The organism is Helicobacter sp. 16-1353, from assembly GCF_003288815.1.
Taxonomy (GTDB): Bacteria; Campylobacterota; Campylobacteria; order Campylobacterales; family Helicobacteraceae; genus NHYM01.
The window spans coordinates 54,925-74,290 of the sequence record NZ_NHYM01000008.1 but is presented as its reverse complement, the minus strand read 5'-3'; the positions used below and the strand labels follow the sequence as shown (position 1 = coordinate 74,290).

Sequence of the window (19,366 nt, the reverse complement as noted above, 5' to 3'; positions counted from 1 at the left end):
AGTGTGCCAAATTCAAGGCTTTTGCCTTAAAATCTAAGATTTACGAACCGCCGTAATAACCCAGCAAACAAACATCGCCCCAAGTGCGATTAAGCACACGCCATAGGCAAGACCACAAGCTTGAGCCATATTCATAAAGTGATATTTCGGCACCAAATACCAGCCCTCGCTGTAAAAATCCACCAGCCATTGCTGTAACGAACTCAACTCCACGCCCTCTGGCACGATTGGATTGTCATATCCGCAGTCCCCAGTAGGCTTAAACCAATCTGGGAACCACGCATCTAGTGGCAACCCAAAGGGGAATGTAGGCTCAGCCGAACAGCCTTGCACGCCGAACGGGTCGTCGCTATGGACTGCTTTGTGAATGGCGTTTAATTTTACGCTAAACATTAGCCCCTTGATAATCCCGTAGAATCCAAGCACATAGCCGATTAGCTTTAAAACCACATTGCTAGGCTTGATTGCAGCGATTACGCCACCAAAAAACATTACGAAAAATGCAAATCGAATATAGACGCACTGCTCGCACGGTGCCATATAAACATAGTGTTGAAATAGCGAATGTGCCACGATTACTAGGGCTAGGCTCACAAATGTCATTAAAAGCCACAAGAATCTACAATCTTGCCATTTTGCGATTTGCTTAATTGGGGATTCCTTGAAATCCCTCCATATGCGTTTGAAAAAGCTCATAATTGACCCTTTTGTTTTCGTTTAAAACGAAATTATTTTTTTAATAAGTATTAAGCCTTTTTAAAAAAGGGCAGGAAAGCCTAGCTTCGTATAAAACGAGCGATAGCTAAGTTTCCTGCTAACCTCCTTCCCGACGCTTTTTTGATGCTTCGCATAGAATCTTAGTTTATCTTTAAAATCGCATAGCGATAAAAAAAATGTGTGCGAGGCGTAACCTTACACCAAAAAAGGCGGTGGTTGGTAACATTAAATGTATTTTTAAAGGCAAAAGTCTTTAAAAATAAACAATAAAATATTTTTTAATTACTTTTTTATTTGGTGGAGGGCTTCGCCCTCGATTTTATCGCCCACCGCTCTAAAAAAGCAATAAAAACTCAGCTCAAAAAATCCCTAAGATTCTAAGCTATAAAAATCCCATAAAGATTCTTAAAGATTCCAAGCGTTAGCACAGAATCTTAGTCCACCTTTTAAAATCGTATAGTAATTTAAAAGATTAGATTTTATGGTTTGAATCTTTTACCATTATTCCAAATGCCCCAAGTTGCATTTATTTCACACTTAATTCCTTGATAGTTTCTACCATTCCATCAATGGAGCGAATGGATTTTGTAAGTATTAGATACTTGCCATTCACCACAAATGCTGGCACTCCCTGCACTTTTGCTACATCATATGAGGCGTCCCATTTGGATAAAAGATTTTTCACATCTTGACTTTCTTTTAGCTTCTCAAAGTCCGCTTTACTCATACCAACCGCATCTAAACCAGTTTTTAAGAATGCATCTGGATTCGCCCCATCGCCCCATCGCTCTCTTTTGTCGTGATAGGCTTGATAATACGCCATTTTCGCTTTTTTGAATTTTGAGTTATCGCTGAAAATATCATTTACCCCAGCCTTTTTATCTTCTACTAGCATCACGGCAAAAACTTCACTTGCGAGTGCTCCGTATTTCCCCTTTGTTTTTAGGTGGTATGGCTCATAAACCATTCCGCTTGGGAGTTTTTTGACAACTGCTGGAGTTACGCTCTTATCGTATTTATAGCAAAATGGGCAGTCATAGCTAAAGACTTTAATTAATGTGTTTTTAGAATCTGGAATCTCTTTTTCTAATACAATATAATCTTTTCCCTCAACAACGGCTCCATATAAACTCATAAAGCCAAAAATGGTAGCTAAAGCCATTATTTTTAAACTTCTTTTTAATGACATATTTTCTCCTTAAAAAAAATTATTGTTGCTTTTAACAACATTGCCAAATTATAGGACAAAAAAATAACAAAAAAATCATTTATTTTAGTTATTGTAAAAATTAAATAAATTTGGATTATTTGAAGTGTGTGGTGGACCTTGCAGGACTCGAACCTGCGACCTATCGGTTATGAGCCGATAGCTCTAACCAGCTGAGCTAAAGGTCCTAAAAATATACAAGACTTTCTAAAAAGCCAAAACTTTCTAAAAAGCTTGATTTGTTTTTAGTAAGAAAAAAGATGAAAAACATAGATAAATTATGCTTTATTTTTTATTAAAAGGAAACGAATTATACTCAAAGATAAATCTAAAAGCAAGTAGATTCTGCAATATCGCAAATAGTATCCCAAATGTCAAAAAGCTACTTCCGCCATAGCTAAAAAATGGCATAGGAACTCCAACAACTGGTGCTAATTTTATAGTCATTAAAATATTTACAGATAAGTGAATAAATATTAAAAATCCAAGCGAAGCACTTAATACTTGCAAGACCCTATCTTTTTTGTGAAAAAAGCTTAATATAAATAAATGTAGTATCAATAATAGATATAGAGATAATAAGATAATTGCACCGATTAGCCCGAATCTTTCCATAAAATATGCAAATATAAAATCACTCTCTGGCACGGGGAGAAATTTAAGCTGTGCTTGTGTAGCATTCTCGAGGGCATTGCCTATAATGCCACCGCTTCCTATCGCAATCATTGATTGTTGCACTTGATATTGTGGCTTGTCGCTTAGGTATTGCTCTATACGCTTTATTTGGTAATCTTGGAGATTGCTATAAACGATTGGGGCTATTATTAATGATATGAAAAATATCGCAATCATTATTTGCTTACGAATACCAACTAAGAATAAAATACCATAGCCAACGATGAAAATTAATATTGCTGTTCCTAAATCTGGTTGAATCTTTACTAAAACAACTGGAAGTAATATGAAAAATGAATGTTTTAAGAATCCTTTTAGATGATAGCCATCTTTTGGTGGCGGGTCATTTGCGACATTGTAGGCTAACATTAATATTAATGCACTTTTTATTATCTCACTTGGTTGGATAGACATTCCAAATAATGGAAGCTCAATCCATCGTTGTGCACCATATTTTGTAACGCCTATAAACTCAACTGAAATAAGTAGTATTATTGCAAACCAATAATAAAATGGGATAAGCCAAAAGAGTCGTCTTATAGGTAGAATAAATATTATAACACTAATAGCAAATGTGATTGAAATGTAGATTACTTGTTTTACCATAAGATTAGGGGCGACTTCATATACAAGCATCATTGATAGTAGTATTATTGGTAATGTAGTAAATACTAGCAAGTAATCAAAATGTGCGATAATTCTTCTATCAATATTAAGCAATAGTAAAAACCCCTTAAATGGTGAAATTATGATAAAAAAGGTGATAATTTGGTTAAAATTCCAAGATTATATATAAAAAATATAGAAAATATCAATAGAGTAATAAAAAGTGAATATTATTTGTGATACGACTTCTCCGCTTAGACTTGATTTATTTTTAAATCAAAAATTAAATATTAGTAGAAGTCAAGCGTTAAATCTCGTAAAAAAACAACTTGTTAAGATAAATTATAAAATCGCAGTAAAAAGCGGAATCTTAGTAAAACCAAATGATATTATTACATTAAGTAGGATAATTCCTAATGAATGCGTGGAATCTAAAAGTGATATTTTTATCCAACGAATCTATGAAGATAATGATATTTTAGTGATTAATAAACCGCCACATCTCGCTACACACGGAGCCCCAAGCCTAAAAGAAGAAAGCCTTGTGGATTGGCTTCGGGCAAATAAGATTCAGCTATCAAATATAAGTGGAGAAAAGCGAGAAGGCATTGTGCATAGGCTTGATAAGCAAACTAGTGGTGCTATGGTTATTGCAAAAAACAATATTTCACATATGTATCTAAGCAAACAATTGCAAAATCACACGATGGGACGACTTTATATAGCTTTGATAGATTTACCGCTTAAAGATAATATGGAAATAGAATGTAATCTATCTAGGAATCCAAAAAATCGCCTTAAGATTTCTAAAACAAATAGATTAAATGGTAGATATTCAAAAAGTAATTTTTTTAAATTACTTTTGAGTAAAGATTCTAAGAAAGAAATGATTCTAGCAAAACTCTCTACGGGTCGCACTCATCAAATAAGAGCACATTTAGAGAGTTTTAATCGACATATTTTAGGTGATAGTTTATATGGTTATAAGGGTGAGAAAATGCGTATAATGCTACATTCTTATATATTGCATTTGGAGCATCCAAATCTTGGCAAAATGTCGTTTGTTGCCGATATGTTTGATGATATGCGGGATTATCTGCAAAATAATTTTGATATGGAGAGAGTAAATGAGATTCTGGAAAATCTTAGTAATAATAAGCTTAGCTTTAGTATTTAGTGCGTGTTCTAGCACAATATCTTCACTTGATGGCATTGATAGAAATCTACCACAGGTAAAAAATATTAAAACAATTCCTGATGTTAGCTCTGTTGCATTTGAATGGGAAGTTATAAATGATGCTTCACTTAAAGGATATGTTTTATACCGAGATGATGGAGATGGATATAAGGAAGTGGCATATATACAAAATCCACTTGCAAGTCATTATGTAGATTCTGGGCTTTTCCCTGAAAAAGATTATAGCTATTATTTCCACACATTGAGCAAAAATGCATATTCATCTAGAAGTGAGGTTGTAAAAGTTAGAACATCATTTATAAATCCAGTTGAAAGTCTTTATGCCTCAAATGACTATCCAAAGAAAGTAAAATTACTATGGAATCCACATCCAAATCCATCTATTTCACATTATTTAGTGCAAAGACAAGAAGATAATAGTGAGTTTAAAACAATAGGTATTGTTAATCATAGGCTTATGGTGGAGTATTTTGATGAGAATCTAAATGATGAAAGTAGTTATAGATATAGAATTGTTGCTATGGATTTTATGGAAAATCCCTCTCGCCCTAGCAAGATTGTAACAGCTAGAACAAAAAAGAAACCTGTAGTTAGCGGAAGTATCACAGCATCGAATAATCTCCCAACTACCATTGTGGTAAATTGGGATAAAATAAATGATGCATCAAGTTATAAGATTTATCGCTCAAAAACAATTGATGGTGCTTATAGTATGATAGGCTCTACTTCAAATACAAGATTTGTGGATAATGTAGGTTCGCCTAATGTTAGCTATTATTATAAAGTAAGCGGGGTAGATTCTACAAATATTGAGAGCAATATGAGTGCGGCGACAAAAGGTAGCACGAGAAAGATTCCACAAACACCAAAAATCATAAAAGGTTATGTTGATAAGCAAGAAGCACAAATACAATGGGAAGCAAATAGCGATGCACAATATTATCTAGTATATAGAAAAAGTGGCTTATTTGGTGATGTTACAAGATTTAAGATAAATGGAACATTATTTGTAGATAAAGATATGAGAGTTGGTAAGGAATATACTTATTATGTTGTTGCTGTAGATGAATTTGGCTTGGAGTCAAATAATTCCGAAGAAGTAAATTTATCGATAAAGTAATATGCCACATTTTTTTGCCACACAAATAGATAATATAAAATATCCCGTAGTTTGTGGAGATTTTGAATTTATATGTGAGGCAAAGTCATTATTTGATAATAATAGCATTATATTAGTTTTGCATAATGGTGAGCATTTTTTGTTTTTTAAGCAATACAAGGGAGGAAAGATTCTTCTAAAATATAATAAACATCTAAAAGTCCGCTCTATTGATATAGTTAAGCGAGCTTTGAATATATATGCAGAGATTGCAAATGCCAAGATTCTATCGCATAATCTAAATATTAGAAAACAAACTAAATTAAATCAATATTTTTTAAATATTTTAGATATTAATGAGTTTTTAGAATCTACTAATAATCTATCCATTGAGATTGGCTTTGGCTCTGGGCGACATATACTAAATCTAGCAAAAAATAATCCTAATTCGATTTTTCTAGGCATTGAGATTTATCGCCCTGCAATCGAACAAGTGCTAAATCAAATAGATATTTTGGGATTAAAAAATCTATTTGTAATGAATGCCGATTGTAGGAATCTATTTGAGATTCTGCCATCAAATGCGATAGATTCTATATATTTACATTTTCCAATTCCTTGGGATAAGAATCCACAAAAAAGAGTTTTTAGTAAGATATTTTTAGATGAATGCTGTAGAATCCTAAAAAAATACGGATTTTTGGAGCTTAGAACTGATAGCAAGGAATATTTTTTATATGCTTTAGATATTGCTAAGAAATATCAAAACATACAAATAGAATCTAATCTAAACACTCAAGCAACGATAATTAGCAAATATGAGGCACGATGGATTAATCAAAATAAAGATATTTTCAATGCCAAATTTATCCTAAAGGATTGCATAAAAGATAATGTTAAAAATGCAGAATCCTTAAAAATTATACTAGAATCCATTGATATGGGTAAGATTTTAAAATCTCGCAACCTAAAGTCTTGGAATGAGGAATGTTTTTTGCATATAAAAAGTATATATCAATCTCAATTTGGCTATATTTTATTTGTTCTTTTTGGTGCGTTTAATACTCCAAATAAGATATATTTGGTTGTGTCAAATGAAGGTGAAGTTAATATTTTAGGAGATATTATACCAACTAAGTCTAATGTAAATGCCCTTAAAATGTTAGTAAAATTGTATGGAGTGGATTAAGTGAAATCATCAATTATAGCGGCATTGAATCTAAACCTTGGATACAACAAAGACCCGCTTATAATTAAAAATGCTAGTTTTCAGGTAAAAGAAAATGATTTTGCATTTATTACAGGAGTAAGCGGAAGTGGCAAATCAACGCTTCTTCGCTCAATGTATGGCAATCTTCCTATAAGAGATGGGCATTTAAGTGTTTGTGGATTTAATCTATTAAATGCCCCAAAAAGCAGTATTCGTAAGCTTCGGCGACAAATTGGCATAGTGTTTCAAGATTATAAGCTTATAAAGGAATGGAATATTGAGCGAAATATTATGTTTCCTATGGTAATTAGCGGATTTCCTAAAAATTCTTGCAAGATTAAAACAGAACGATTATTAAGACATATAAGATTAGAGCATAAAGCAAAAAAATATCCACTTGAATTAAGCGGAGGAGAGCAGCAGAGAGTAGCCCTCGCAAGGGCATTAGCTGGAAATCCTAAGATAATATTTGCCGATGAGCCAACTGGGAATCTTGATGATTATAGTAGCGATTTGATTTGGAGTTTGCTTAAAGGCGTAAATGAACAATTAAAAATAACAATAGTTGTTGTAACACACAGAATGCCCGATAAAATAAGTATGCATCATAAGCATTTGTATATAGAAAATGGAGTTGTTCATGAGATGGTTTAGGCAGTATATTTCTTTGCTTGTGCCACTTATAGCACTTCTTGTGGGAATTGAAAGCATATTGCTAGTTAATCGTGCGGTTCTTAGCCACGAGGAGCTTATTGGTAAGAATTACGCTATTGTAGTTGTAAGTAAAACAGAATTAAATGAATCTGATATAAAACAAAAGGTTAGTGAGATTCATTCATTAAATAAGCTAGATACAAGCGGAATCTTAAGTGAAATAAATGCAGAATTCCAATCTAGCAATATTGATGATTTGAAAGATTCCCTGCCATTTTTCTATACACTCACATTAAATTCGTTTCCAAATCAACATAGAATAAAACAGATTGAAAATGATTTATTATCTCTAGGCGATATTACAAGAATAGAATCTTTTAGTAAATCTCATAATCAAACATATCGCTTACTTGTTTTACTTAAAGGTTGTGTGCTTGTGCTTTCGAGTCTTATTTTTATTTTGAGTTTTCTTTTAATGATAAAGCAAATAGAGGTTTGGAGATTCGAACATAGCGAGAGAATGGAGATTATGACATATTTAGGGGCACATTCAAAGTTTAAAAATGCTCCGCTATATCGCCTTGCTTTGATTGATTCTATCATTTCATCATTATTTGTTATTATCCTTGTTCTTATTTTGTCGAATAATAATAAGATAAATTCTATAATCTCTATGCTAGGTATTAATATTTTTAGTTTGAAAACATTTGTATTAGATTATTTTATTCTATTATTTAGTGCTTATGTAATATCAATGTTTTCTGTGTTTATGGTTATTCTATTTCAAAAAGAACCATAATGCGTTTAATTATTTTACTTTTTTCATTTACTCTGCTTTTTGCTAACACAGATAAAAGTATTAAGGCAAATCAGCAAAAACTACAAAATATTTCTTCCCAACAATCCGCCATAAATAAAAAACTAAAAACCTTAGGTGCAAATATAAATGATAAAAATGCAAAGATAAAGGAGTTAGATAAACAAATAAGGCTTATTCAAAAGAATATTGATACAAATCAAAAAGTATATTTAGAGCAAGAAAAGGTTTATACAGACCTTCAATCTAAATTAAATGAGCTTACAAATAGACTAGAAACCCTACAAAATAATCTTGTAGATACCATTTTAAAAGATATGACTATCGCTATGATTTTAAACTCTAAAGAAGCTTTGAGTGAAGATTCTATAATCAATGAAGAAATCCTAAAACAGATGAGTAATGTCGCAAAACAACATATAAATAACATAATAAAAGAGCAGGAAGCAACCACAAAAGAGATGAAAGATATAAAAGATGGAATAGATTCTGCTAAAAAAGTCATAACCTCACAAAAAGAAAAAAAGGAGATTCTAGAGATTGCAAGGAAAGAGCAGCAGAATCTCGCAAAAAAATTAAATATTGAATTAGATTCTTATAATGATGAATTAAAACAACTTGATAAAGAAAGAGTGGGGATTCAAGAGATTCTAGTCAGTCTAAATATATTAAAAAAACAAGAATTAGAAAATCAAGAACAAAAGCGTGAAAAACTACTTAAAAGTGAGCCTGCAAAAACTAGCAATGAAGCACCATTAGAAGTTCGTCAAATCGGTAGTTCATATAGAAATGTAAGCACTGCAAAATATAGAGGTTCTAAAACTATTGCACCACTTAAAAACTATAAAATTGAAACGAAATATGGACCATATTTTGACCCAGTTTATAAAATGCGTGTTTTTAATGAATTTATCACTTTTAGTGTTAATAAACGAAGTCCTGTATTATCCGTGCTTGATGGAAAAATAGTATTTGCAAAAGATACTGCAATGCTTAAAAAAGTAGTGATTATCGAACATAAAAATGGAATCCATACAATTTATTCCTATCTTGATGAGATTTTAGGCACTACAAAAGTTGGTTCAAATATCAAAAAAGGTGCAACAATCGCCTATGTTAATGATAAATTAAATTTTGAAGTTACACAAAAAGATAAACATATTAACCCTCTTGATTTTATTGTTGCTAAATAAAATTTTTTATAAAAAATGTCGATACTATACAAACATTCAAATTCTTATGTATGGTGAGGAATAAATTATTATGGTAGATTCTATAAACAATAATGTTAATAGTCAGCTATATAGTATGATTCAAGAAAGCAATTATGACAATATTGCAAAGGAAAATGTATTTACCACAAAGCTTAAAATCGAAGATGATAAATTAAGCAATCTAAGTAGAGAAGAGCGGAAAGAATTAGAACAGAAACTTCTTGATTTAACAAAAGAATTAAATAAAGAAATGGAATCAATAAATACTAATCTACTTTTTGATTATGAGGATTCTATATCATCGTTGGTTTTGACAATAAAGCAAAGAGATAGCGGAGAGGTTATACGAAAGATTCCAACAGATGAGGCATTGGAATTAATGAAAAAAATGAGAGATATTATAAGCGTGATATTAGATACAAAAGGTTGAATATAAAAAGAACTTAAGAAGTAGCTAAGCTAGGGAATTTAAACAAAAATATAAAGGTGTAGTTTTATGAATCCATTAAGCTCGCTTGGAGTAGGTAGCGGGGTTTTAAATTATGATATTATTGATAAATTAAAACAAGCAGATGAAAATGCTCAAATAGCTCCAATCGATAAAAAATTACAAGAAAATATAGAAAAACAAACCGAGCTTGTCGGGCTTACAACAATGCTAAATTCCCTAAAAAGTAGCTCCAAGAAAATAGCTGATTATTCATCATATCTAGAGAGAACGGCGACTTCAAGCGATGAAAGCTCAGTAAAAGTTAGCGTTGGTGCGGGTGTGCCGGTGCAAGATATAAAAATCAATGTAAGTGAGATTGCTAGAAATTCTGTGAATGAATTAGGATTAAAATTCGCTTCAAGAGATGATATTTTTTCTACAAGTAATACATTGTTTAAATTTAATATTAATGGCAAAGATTACAAGATAAAAATCAACAATACAGATACCCTAAATGATGTTGCACAAAAGATTATCGATGAAACTAATGGCGAAGTAAATGCCTCTATTATGAAAACAGGCGAAGGAGAAAATGCTTTTTCCTTAATGATAAATTCTAGGGATACAGGTGAAAGCAATAATATTTATTTTGGAAATACGCTTATTTCAAGAGATATTGCAAATGGTGCTTTAAACCTAGTAGATGGGGATTTTAGTATAAGTTTTGTTGATAAAAATGGCAATAATAAAATAATCAATGTCAATCTCTCTCAAAGCAATCCAGAATCTAAACAAAATGCAAGTATCTTAAAAGAGGCAATAATAAATGCTATCACCAATGATTTGGAACTTGTTGAATTACTAAAAAATGGAGATATAAATATTAGCCTTAGTGGCGATGGTAAAAGATTGATTTTAAATGACAAAAGGGGATTTGGTATTAGCGTTGATGGAATCAAATCAAGCGAATTATTTACAAATAAAAGTGTTAGCGAAGATGATACTATTGTTGGGACAAATAGTATTAGTGCAGGGTTGATTTCAGGTGTAGTTACTATTGGGGGAGAGAATCTTGATTTATCAATGATTACTTCCGTTGATAACACAAAAGAAATGAACGAAACTGCTATCGTTAATGCCATAAATGCCATTAGCGGATATTATGCCAAAATAAATAATGATGGATTCTTAGTTATCAATACTAATACAGGGGAAGCTTCTATTAGGGCAGTAGATGATAATCAAGAGGCACTAAAAAAATTAGGACTTGTTCCGGGGGATTTTAAGGATTGGACTATTTTAGCACCATCTATTGGGATTAAAAATATCCAACAATCTTCAAATGCGAATCTAACCTATAATGGTGTAAATGTAAGTCGCCCTAATAATACCATTGATGATATTATAAATGGCGTTACTTTAGAGCTTTTATCCCCTAGCCAAAAAGATGTAAATATTAGAGTTGATAGAAATAATGCGACGATTTTAGAGGAAGTAAAAGCATTTGTGGAAAACTATAATTTACTTATCCCAAAATTAGATGAATTGACTAGATACGATGAGGACACAAAAATCGCTGGAATCTTTAATGGGGTAAGTGATATTAGAGTGATTAAAAATTCACTTCATCGTGCTTTAGCTTCGATAAATTTTGCAGATGGACGATATGAAAGTATTGTAAATTATGGTCTTAGTTTTAATGATGATGGACTTTTAATTTTAGATGAAGGTAAATTACAAAGTGAAATTACTGCTAATCCAGATAAAGTAATGGATTTTTTTAGAGGCGGTAAAGCTACTATAAATGGCAAAGAGGTAGAAACACAGGGAGTTTTTAGTCTTGTAACAAAAGAGTTGGATTCCCTTACTACAGGAGAAAACGCAAGATTGAAATTATTTGAGGATAGTATCACGAATGACGATAAACGACTAAAGGCAGATAGGACACGAAATATGGAATTATTAAATAGTAGATATGAAATGATGGCTAATCGCTTTGCAGCATATGATGGACAAATAGCAAAAGCAAATAATTCATTCAATAGCTTAAATATGATGATAGAGCAATCCATTGCAGATAAAAAGAAATAATTGTAAATTATATGAGGGGAATCTATGAATAGTCAAAATGTTTATAATCTTTATCAACAACCCCATATTGGAGTAGAATCTCCATCTAAATTAATAGAAATGCTATATGAGGGAATCCTACGATTTGCAAGTCTAGCTAAGCGTGGGATTGAGGTTGGTGATATAGAAAAAAAGATTTATTATATTAATAGAACAACAGATATATTTACCGAGCTTTTGAATGTATTAGACTATGATAATGGCGGTGATGTGGCAAATTATCTAACAGGATTATATATGCAACAAATAAAATTTTTAACCCAAGCCAATGTAGAAAATAATGTAGATAAAATAAATATCGTAATAAAGGTTACAAAAGGATTATTAGAGGCTTGGAGAGAGATTCACCAGTATGATTGATAAGAGATTTTATGTCTTGGATAGATGAGCTAAAAATTGCAATTTTAAATAAAGATGATGAAAAAGTATTAAATTTAATAGAAGATTTACCAAAGTTTGATAACATTGATGATTTGATTTGTGCTAGAGAATTAGTTGGAGAGTTTATCAAAAAACTTCAAAAAGATAGAGACTCGCTATCAAAATCAATGATAAAATTAAAACAAATGCGGTTTTTTCTGGAGGATTAGTTGCAATTTCTACCAATAGATATTAGTTCAAAAAATATAATTAAAGAATTTTTTAATGCCCAGAGAATAGAAGCAAGTGATATGCTTTTTGGGAATCTTTATATCTGGCATTTTAGTAGAGATATAACCTATAGCATTATAAATGATTGTTTGGTTATTAAAACAAAGTTTGCTAATGAGCATTATCCATTTATATTTTATCCTTTAGGACTTGGCGATAGAAATGCAACCATAAAGCAAACAATGGAATATTTTTTGGATAATGGAATGCCCTTTTCTTTTCGCTCCATAGAATCCTATCAAAAAGATGAGTTAGAATCTAATATGCCAAATCGTTTTAGTATCGCCCCTAATCGCGATAGATTTGATTATCTTTATAATGTAGTTGATTTGATAAAACTAAGTGGCAGGAAACTTCATAATAAGAAAAATCGTCTAAATAAATTTATGAATCTATATCCAAATTTTATCTATGAGAGGATAGATTCTACTAATGCTTTGGAGGTTTTATCCACTTATACGAATTGGCTGAATGATAATCCAAATCTAAATGATGATTTAAAAAATGAATATAAAGGCATAGAAGCTTGTTTAAAAAACTTTCATTTACTTGATATGAAAGGTGCTATTATTCGCATTGAGGGGAAGATTGCTGCATTTAGTTTAGCTGAACAAATTAATGATAATAGCGTTGTTATCCACATTGAAAAAGGAAATATTTTTTATGATGGAGTTTATCAAGCTATTAATCAGCAGTTTTTAGTAAATGATTGGAGTGATATGGAGTTTGTAAATAGGGAAGAGGATTTGGGTTTAAGCGGTCTAAGACACGCAAAAATGACTTATAATCCAATTCGATTTGTAGAAAAATTTAATGCAAATCTAATATAAAATAAAAGGAATAAAATGATTAAAACTATTGATGAATTTAAAAAATTTGTAGACGAAGAGGGCAAAAAATTCAAAAAGCCACTTGGTTTTGGAATCTGTCGTGTAGATTTAGGAAAAGATGGGAAAGTTTTACAAGCAACTTATCCTATTCTAAATTGGAAAGATGAGAATCTTGGCTCTTATGCGGTATTTTGTGCTTCAGCAAAAAAAGTAATTGCTAAGAGCGAAAACGAAGCTATTTTTAGAGTGGATTCAAGCTTTGTAGAAAATGCATTAGATTTATTTAATCCATTCTTAGCGGAATCCTTAAAAGATGGAGAAAGTCATAAAAATATCCAAGTTTTACTTGAATTACGAAAATTGCAGAATCTAAATTGTCAAAAATCACCATTTAGATTTGTAGTTATCTATGAAGATGTTAAATGCGAAAGCGTAGAAAGCTCATATATAAAACTTTTGGCATTATCTTTAGGTAAAGCAAAACTAAGAAGCCTAATGCTTGATGGAATCTTTGGGCTTTTGGAAAATGTTGCTTGGAGTGGAAATAAACCTTATGAATTATCATATTTGCGTGAAAATGAGATAGGCTTAAAACTAAGAGGCGAATATCCAGCCATTGATTTTGTGGATAAATTCCCGCGATATTTAATGCAAGTTGTCCCGCAATATGACAATATTCGACTTTTAGATTCTGCTAAAACTCGCTTTGGAGCGTATCTTGGAAGTGGTGGATATACACAAATGCCGGGGGCTAGCTATATAAATTTTAATGCTGGTGTAATGGGAACTTGTATGAATGAGGGTAGAATCTCATCTTCTGTAATTATTGGAAATGGCACAGATGTAGGCGGTGGAGCTAGTATCTTAGGAGTGCTAAGTGGCGGAAACTCAAACCCAATCTCTATTGGTGAAAATTGTTTGCTTGGCGTGAATAGCTCAACGGGAATTAGTCTTGGAGATGGTTGTATCGTAGATGGCGGTATTGCAGTTTTGGCTGGAACGATTTTTTATATTGACCCAAATGAAGCTTTGAAAATCAAAGAAATCAATAATGATTTTACCATCAACGATGATAATCTCTATAAAGGTATGGAATTATCAGGTAAAAATGGGATTCATTTTAGACAGGATTCCAAAAGTGGCAAAATGACAGCTTTTAGAAGTAAGGTAAAAATCGAGCTAAATAAAGCATTGCATTAGAAACATATAAGGCTTGTATAAATCTATACAAGCCTTTTAAAAGATATTTATGATTTTAGAATCTAATAAAATCTTATTCAATCATTAATTTACTAAAATTTTGTCGCAAAACCTCATAAGCAACGATACTAACACAATTTGAAAGATTTAAACTTCTTGCGTTATTAAACATTGGTATCTTAAGCAATCTATCTTTATTGGATTCTAGAATCTTAATATCTAATCCAAGGTCTTCTCTGCCAAAATATAGAAAACATTCATTATTATAATGTATGTCAAAATAGTATTTCTCTGCCTTTGTGCTTAAGAAAAAATGATTATCATCTATTGGATTTGCTTCCCAAAAATCACTCAAATTATCCCATTTTATCAAATCTACATATCTAAAATAATCCATTCCCGAACGCTTTATGGCTTTAGAATCTAGCATAAATCCAAGTGGATATATCAAATGCAATCTTGCATTAATAGCTAAGCAAAGTCTGCCTATATTTCCTGTATTTTGCGGGATTCTAGGCTCTACTAAAACGATGTTTATCATATAACCTCTATAATTTTATACAAATATTAAATTTTTAGATAAATGAAATTTTAAAAGATAAGTGTAGATTTTTGCTAGGATTTATCTAGTAAGAAAATCTTACTAGATAACGATTAATGTAAGTCGTGCCAAATTTTGCGTTTCCACAAATACGCCAAAATCGCCATAATAATCATAAATCCAATTAATATTTTTCCTACAAATTCCCGTTCACCTTTTTTGCTATCGCCAATTTTTTCCATATAATTTATAATTTTATCTTGGGATTCTTGAGTTAGTCCCACTCTAGGCATTGATGCACCTTCAAGGATTTTTTGTGGGTCATTTATGAATTTATTCAATTTATCTGCACCACGACTTCGTATCATCATTGATAAATCGGGAGCTTTAGCACCTAGATATGCTTCAATTGTATCATCTGGGGTTAGTGCCACAACTTTATCGTATTTCATACTATGACATCTAACACAAGCTTCCGTGAATACTTCCTTATCTGTTAGATTAGGATTTGCAATACTTTTAAAATATGCCACTATATCGCCTATCTCAGCATCACTCACATAGGTTGGAGTCATTGGGAATGGCTTATTATCATCAAATTTATGGCTTAGTTTTAGAGCTTTCACTGGGTCTTTTATAAGATTTGCTAAGAAATTAGACTCATACAAAATCCCAATATTTGATAAATCTGGTGGGACTACGCCATAAGCCATCGCTGCATCTGCATTTGATAGCATAGCTGGGAATCCATCTTTTTCTATACTATGACAAGCGATGCAATACAAACCTGCTAATTCCTTGCCTTTTTCTACATTGCCATCAGTTGGTAATTTTTCTAAATCACTAAATGTAAAGTCTGCTGGAGCAGTTTTCGGGTAGAATATGGAATGTGCCAAAGGCTCAACACCCCAATATAATATCCCGACCAAAACAACTACAAGAGCTAGAATCTTTAATTCTCTAAATGCACTCATTTTGCACCTCCACATTTACAATTTTTTTCTAATGTGGTGATAATCGGCAATGCGATTATAAGCAATATAAATGTAATCGCCGCTACAAAGCCCACAACATTATTTATGCCCTCCGGAGGTAGTTTCCCAAATATCGTTAGCACGATTAAATCCGCTACAAGTATGAAAAACCACACACAAAACATAGGTCTTTTATGTGCAGGGGCGACAACTGGGCTTCTATCTAGGAATGGAATAGCAAAAAGTATCACTTGTGCAAATCCAAAGAATATCAATCCAAGCGATTCGCTCATAAAGAATCCTCGTAAAATCTCATAGCTCCATAGGAAATACCACTCTGGATAAATATGTGCTGGAGTTTTCATATGATTTGCTGGGTCAAAATTTATTGGGTCCATCGCAAAACCAAAATTAAAGCACATTAAGTAAAAGAAAAGTATCAAAAATACACATATTACAAAAATATCTTTTGATAGGAAATCAGGCCAAAACGCCACGATTTTAGATTCCTTTTTATTGCCATTTTTATATTTCTCTACTTCTTTATCAAAATCTAGCTCCTCGCCATCTTGATTATTTACATGCGGGACTCTTAACGAGTAGAAATGCACCACGATTAAAAGCATAATAACCACAGGAAGTAAGAATACATGCAACATAAAGAATCTAGTTAGTGTCGCATCAGCTACAGTGAAATTTCCACGAATCCACACAACTAAATCTGGTCCAATAAATGGAATTTTTGCAAATAAATCCGTGATAACTTTCGCCGCCCAATAGCTCATCTGCCCCCAAGGTAGCATATAACCACTAAATGCCTCTGCACTAAATAGCACGAAAAGTAGCATTCCAGTTAGCCATATCATCTCTCTCCCTTTTTTATAAGAGCCATAATAAATCGCAACTAACATATGGATATAAATCACAAGGAAAATGAGCGATGCACTCACAGCGTGTGCGTGTCGCCAAAGCCACCCATAGCTAACCTCATTCATAATAGTTAGATTTACGCTATCAAATGCAAGTTTCACATCTGGCTTATAATACATAAGCAAGAATATCCCAGATACCACAAGCACACTAAATAGCATAGTTAGAACCACACCCATCGCCCAAAGCCAATTTATATTTTTTGGAATCCAATATTCCGTCATCAAAACTTTTGTAACAGCTTTTATAGCCAATCGCTGGTCAAGCCAGTCTATAAAACTATCTGCTTTTTTAATATTCGCCATTAATTTCTCCTTATGCTTTTGACACTAATTGCTTATATACTTCGCCCTCTTCACCAAAAGTAAGCTTAGTTCCATCAATATTGAATGGAGGTATTTCCATCGGTCTTGGTGGTGGTCCAGCTAGATTTACACCCGAAGAGTTAAAAACTCCGCCGTGGCAAGCACATAGGAATTCTTTCTTATTTGCTACATATAAAGGAATGCAGCCAAGATGCGTGCATACCTGCAATCCAACCGTATACAACTCGCCATTTACCTCAAAGTCTCTTCCCTCGACTTTTGTATCATCTGCGGCTTTTTTAAGCACATATACAGGTTGCCCACGCCATTCAAAAGTTTTCAATTCCCCAACTTGAAGTTGAGAAATATCCACAGTTGTAAATCCACCTGTAACCACACTAGGAAGTGGGTCCCAACTTTTTTTCATAGCATACAATGTCCCAATAGCCCCAATTGTCGCCACTCCTGCTAGGCTCATTCCTAGAAAATCGCGTCTATTGACATTTTCTTCCATGTAATCTCCCTGATAAAATTTTAAAAAGTAATATTATACTAGCTTAGGTTTAAAATTGATATAAATTGATGTTTTAAAATTATCATTTAATACATTAAGTAAAGTTTTAATCTTATTACTTTCCTTTAAATATATAGTGTTTGTGATTGATTTGCTACTATGAAACTTTTGCAATAAATCCAAAATGCCAAAATCCTCTATTAACGCAATATCTTGTTTTTTAAATAAAATTTTCTTCCCACCAATATTTTCAAAAGATTTATCAAGCAATAAAAAAGGCACATTATAGGTAATATCACTTGTTTTAAAATATGATTTAAGGGCATTTATTTTTTCAAAAAGTGGAAATACCTTATGTTTGTGAAAGATTCTAATATTAAAATGATTATTATAATATCTATCCCCATAGTCAAATACAGCAAAAATCCATCTTTTATTTTCTGGATTAATGTCTCTTAAGGTAGCACAAAAATCAAAATAGCTAAGCGGAATCTCGCCTTTTATGATATGTAGAGATTCTGCAATTTGCATTATAGAATCTAGGTTTTTAAACAAATCCCCAGATTTTCCAATATCATTGGAATTTGCTATAAAGTGGGATTTTGGCTTACTATTGCTCGTTTTACAGGAAACTTCGCTATTGCTAGTTTTACAGAAAATTTCCGCACCGGAAAACGGCGGATAGGATTTGTCTAATTGTTTAGAACAATCAAATTCATTAGATTCTAGATTATTAAAATTATTGGAATCTTGATTTTTAGAATATCTTAGAATCTCTTTAGAATCTAAGAATCTTATATTCATATTTTTATCCACAAATGCCATTTTTCCATCACTATAAAGCTCGCAAGGCAAAGCGTCAAAAAATTCATTTGCGATAAAAAATGTATTATTTTTAAGTGGTTTTAGAGAATCTAGATTTTTTAAAATATGGATTTTTGGAGGTTTGGAATTATTAGAATCTAGCGAATCTTTGGGATTATTGGGCGAATCTATCGTAGAATCTGCAGATTCTCGGCATTTTGTAGAATCTAGCTTAGAATCTATGGCAGAATCCTTAGATACTTGCAAGTTTTTAGAATCTAAATCTTTAGAATCCGCTAAATTGCAAGCTAGTTTTTTATTCGCTATTTTGGTATTAGATTCCATCTCAAGCCCAGCTATTTTTGCATTAGATTCGATTATATAAAACTCGCAGTTTTCCGCCACACCAATCCCTAAAGCCTCCAAAAAACTATAAATATCTTTTATTAGATTCGTGTTATTTGCCCCGCAATCTACGATATTTAGTGGTAGCTCCAAGTTTCCATTTTCAAGATTTTTTAAGATGTAATTTGCAATCGCTCCTCCAAAAAATTTACTTACGCTCACAGCGGTATAAAAGTCCCCAGATTTGCCGATTGTTGCATTTTTATAATATTCACTCACCCACTGGGCGAAAAACTCACTAAAAGGTTGCATATT

The 19,366-nt window shown here is 32.1% G+C and carries 20 protein-coding genes and 1 tRNA gene; 12 read left to right on the top strand and 9 right to left on the bottom strand.

Annotated elements, in window-relative coordinates:
• Window positions 1–33: 33 nt before the first annotated feature.
• From dsbI to CCY99_RS06215, 4 genes are all read right to left on the bottom strand, one after another.
• A complete protein-coding gene (dsbI, locus tag CCY99_RS06230; protein ID WP_112060561.1) occupies window positions 34–696 on the bottom strand; it encodes a protein-disulfide oxidoreductase DsbI in 663 nt (220 codons plus the stop codon).
• Between the two features lie 547 nt (window positions 697–1,243).
• Window positions 1,244–1,879, bottom strand: a complete 636-nt coding sequence (locus tag CCY99_RS06225; protein ID WP_258443692.1) for a thiol:disulfide interchange protein DsbA/DsbL — start codon at window positions 1,877–1,879, stop codon at window positions 1,244–1,246.
• A 156-nt stretch (window positions 1,880–2,035) separates the two neighbouring features.
• A tRNA-Ile gene (locus CCY99_RS06220) sits at window positions 2,036–2,112 on the bottom strand.
• Between the two features lie 97 nt (window positions 2,113–2,209).
• Window positions 2,210–3,319, bottom strand: a complete 1,110-nt coding sequence (locus CCY99_RS06215) for an FtsW/RodA/SpoVE family cell cycle protein (protein ID WP_112060559.1) — start codon at window positions 3,317–3,319, stop codon at window positions 2,210–2,212.
• A 109-nt stretch (window positions 3,320–3,428) separates the two neighbouring features.
• On the opposite strand from CCY99_RS06215, the gene CCY99_RS06210 reads away from it, so the two are divergent.
• From CCY99_RS06210 to CCY99_RS06155, 12 genes are all read left to right on the top strand, one after another.
• Window positions 3,429–4,382 carry an RluA family pseudouridine synthase gene (locus CCY99_RS06210; RefSeq protein WP_112060558.1) on the top strand — a complete coding sequence of 318 codons (954 nt, stop codon included), beginning with the start codon at window positions 3,429–3,431 and terminating at the stop codon, window positions 4,380–4,382.
• A complete protein-coding gene (locus CCY99_RS06205; RefSeq protein ID WP_112060557.1) occupies window positions 4,333–5,523 on the top strand; it encodes a fibronectin type III domain-containing protein in 1,191 nt (396 codons plus the stop codon). The genes CCY99_RS06210 and CCY99_RS06205 overlap by 50 nt, the downstream gene beginning before the upstream one ends.
• Window position 5,524: 1 nt before the next feature.
• Window positions 5,525–6,691, top strand: a complete 1,167-nt coding sequence (gene trmB / locus CCY99_RS06200) for a tRNA (guanosine(46)-N7)-methyltransferase TrmB (protein WP_112060556.1) — start codon at window positions 5,525–5,527, stop codon at window positions 6,689–6,691.
• Complete coding sequence (locus CCY99_RS06195; RefSeq protein WP_112060555.1) at window positions 6,692–7,366, top strand: ABC transporter ATP-binding protein; 675 nt, start codon at window positions 6,692–6,694, stop codon at window positions 7,364–7,366.
• Window positions 7,353–8,165, top strand: a complete 813-nt coding sequence (locus CCY99_RS06190; protein ID WP_112060554.1) for a cell division protein FtsX — start codon at window positions 7,353–7,355, stop codon at window positions 8,163–8,165. Before CCY99_RS06195 ends, CCY99_RS06190 begins: the two co-directional genes overlap by 14 nt.
• A complete protein-coding gene (locus CCY99_RS06185) occupies window positions 8,165–9,376 on the top strand; it encodes a peptidoglycan DD-metalloendopeptidase family protein (RefSeq protein ID WP_112060553.1) in 1,212 nt (403 codons plus the stop codon). Before CCY99_RS06190 ends, CCY99_RS06185 begins: the two co-directional genes overlap by 1 nt.
• A 70-nt stretch (window positions 9,377–9,446) precedes the next feature.
• Complete coding sequence (locus CCY99_RS06180; RefSeq protein ID WP_112060552.1) at window positions 9,447–9,827, top strand: flagellar protein FlaG; 381 nt, start codon at window positions 9,447–9,449, stop codon at window positions 9,825–9,827.
• A 66-nt stretch (window positions 9,828–9,893) separates the two neighbouring features.
• The gene (fliD, locus tag CCY99_RS06175; protein WP_112060551.1) at window positions 9,894–11,918 is read left to right on the top strand and encodes a flagellar filament capping protein FliD; all 2,025 of its coding nucleotides are present in this window, start codon (window positions 9,894–9,896) and stop codon (window positions 11,916–11,918) included.
• Window positions 11,919–11,942: 24 nt separating this feature from the next.
• Window positions 11,943–12,317 (top strand): flagellar export chaperone FliS, encoded by a 375-nt coding sequence (gene fliS / locus CCY99_RS06170; RefSeq protein WP_112060550.1) that lies wholly within the window; start codon window positions 11,943–11,945, stop codon window positions 12,315–12,317.
• 11 nt (window positions 12,318–12,328) lie between these two features.
• Window positions 12,329–12,547, top strand: coding sequence for a hypothetical protein (locus tag CCY99_RS06165; RefSeq protein WP_112060549.1), 219 nt, complete (start codon window positions 12,329–12,331; stop codon window positions 12,545–12,547).
• Entirely contained in the window at window positions 12,548–13,438 is an 891-nt protein-coding gene (locus CCY99_RS06160) for a phosphatidylglycerol lysyltransferase domain-containing protein (RefSeq protein WP_112060548.1), read from the top strand.
• Window positions 13,439–13,453: 15 nt separating this feature from the next.
• The gene (locus CCY99_RS06155; protein WP_112060547.1) at window positions 13,454–14,638 is read left to right on the top strand and encodes a tetrahydrodipicolinate N-succinyltransferase N-terminal domain-containing protein; all 1,185 of its coding nucleotides are present in this window, start codon (window positions 13,454–13,456) and stop codon (window positions 14,636–14,638) included.
• Between the two features lie 73 nt (window positions 14,639–14,711).
• Here the strand turns inward: CCY99_RS06155 and CCY99_RS06150 are convergent, their stop codons facing one another.
• The 5 genes from CCY99_RS06150 to CCY99_RS06130 all read right to left on the bottom strand — a co-directional run bounded on the left by CCY99_RS06150 (window position 14,712) and on the right by CCY99_RS06130 (window position 19,363).
• A complete protein-coding gene (locus CCY99_RS06150) occupies window positions 14,712–15,179 on the bottom strand; it encodes a tRNA (cytidine(34)-2'-O)-methyltransferase (protein ID WP_112060546.1) in 468 nt (155 codons plus the stop codon).
• Window positions 15,180–15,292: 113 nt separating this feature from the next.
• Window positions 15,293–16,153 (bottom strand): c-type cytochrome, encoded by an 861-nt coding sequence (locus CCY99_RS06145; protein ID WP_112060545.1) that lies wholly within the window; start codon window positions 16,151–16,153, stop codon window positions 15,293–15,295.
• Window positions 16,150–17,388, bottom strand: a complete 1,239-nt coding sequence (locus CCY99_RS06140; RefSeq protein WP_112060544.1) for a cytochrome bc complex cytochrome b subunit — start codon at window positions 17,386–17,388, stop codon at window positions 16,150–16,152. Before CCY99_RS06140 ends, CCY99_RS06145 begins: the two co-directional genes overlap by 4 nt.
• A gap of 10 nt (window positions 17,389–17,398) precedes the next feature.
• Entirely contained in the window at window positions 17,399–17,902 is a 504-nt protein-coding gene (gene petA / locus CCY99_RS06135) for a ubiquinol-cytochrome c reductase iron-sulfur subunit (protein WP_112060543.1), read from the bottom strand.
• 33 nt (window positions 17,903–17,935) lie between these two features.
• On the bottom strand, window positions 17,936–19,363 hold the full coding sequence (locus CCY99_RS06130) for an SAM-dependent methyltransferase (RefSeq protein WP_112060542.1): 1,428 nt from the start codon (window positions 19,361–19,363) through the stop codon (window positions 17,936–17,938).
• Between the last annotated feature and the right edge of the window lie 3 nt (window positions 19,364–19,366).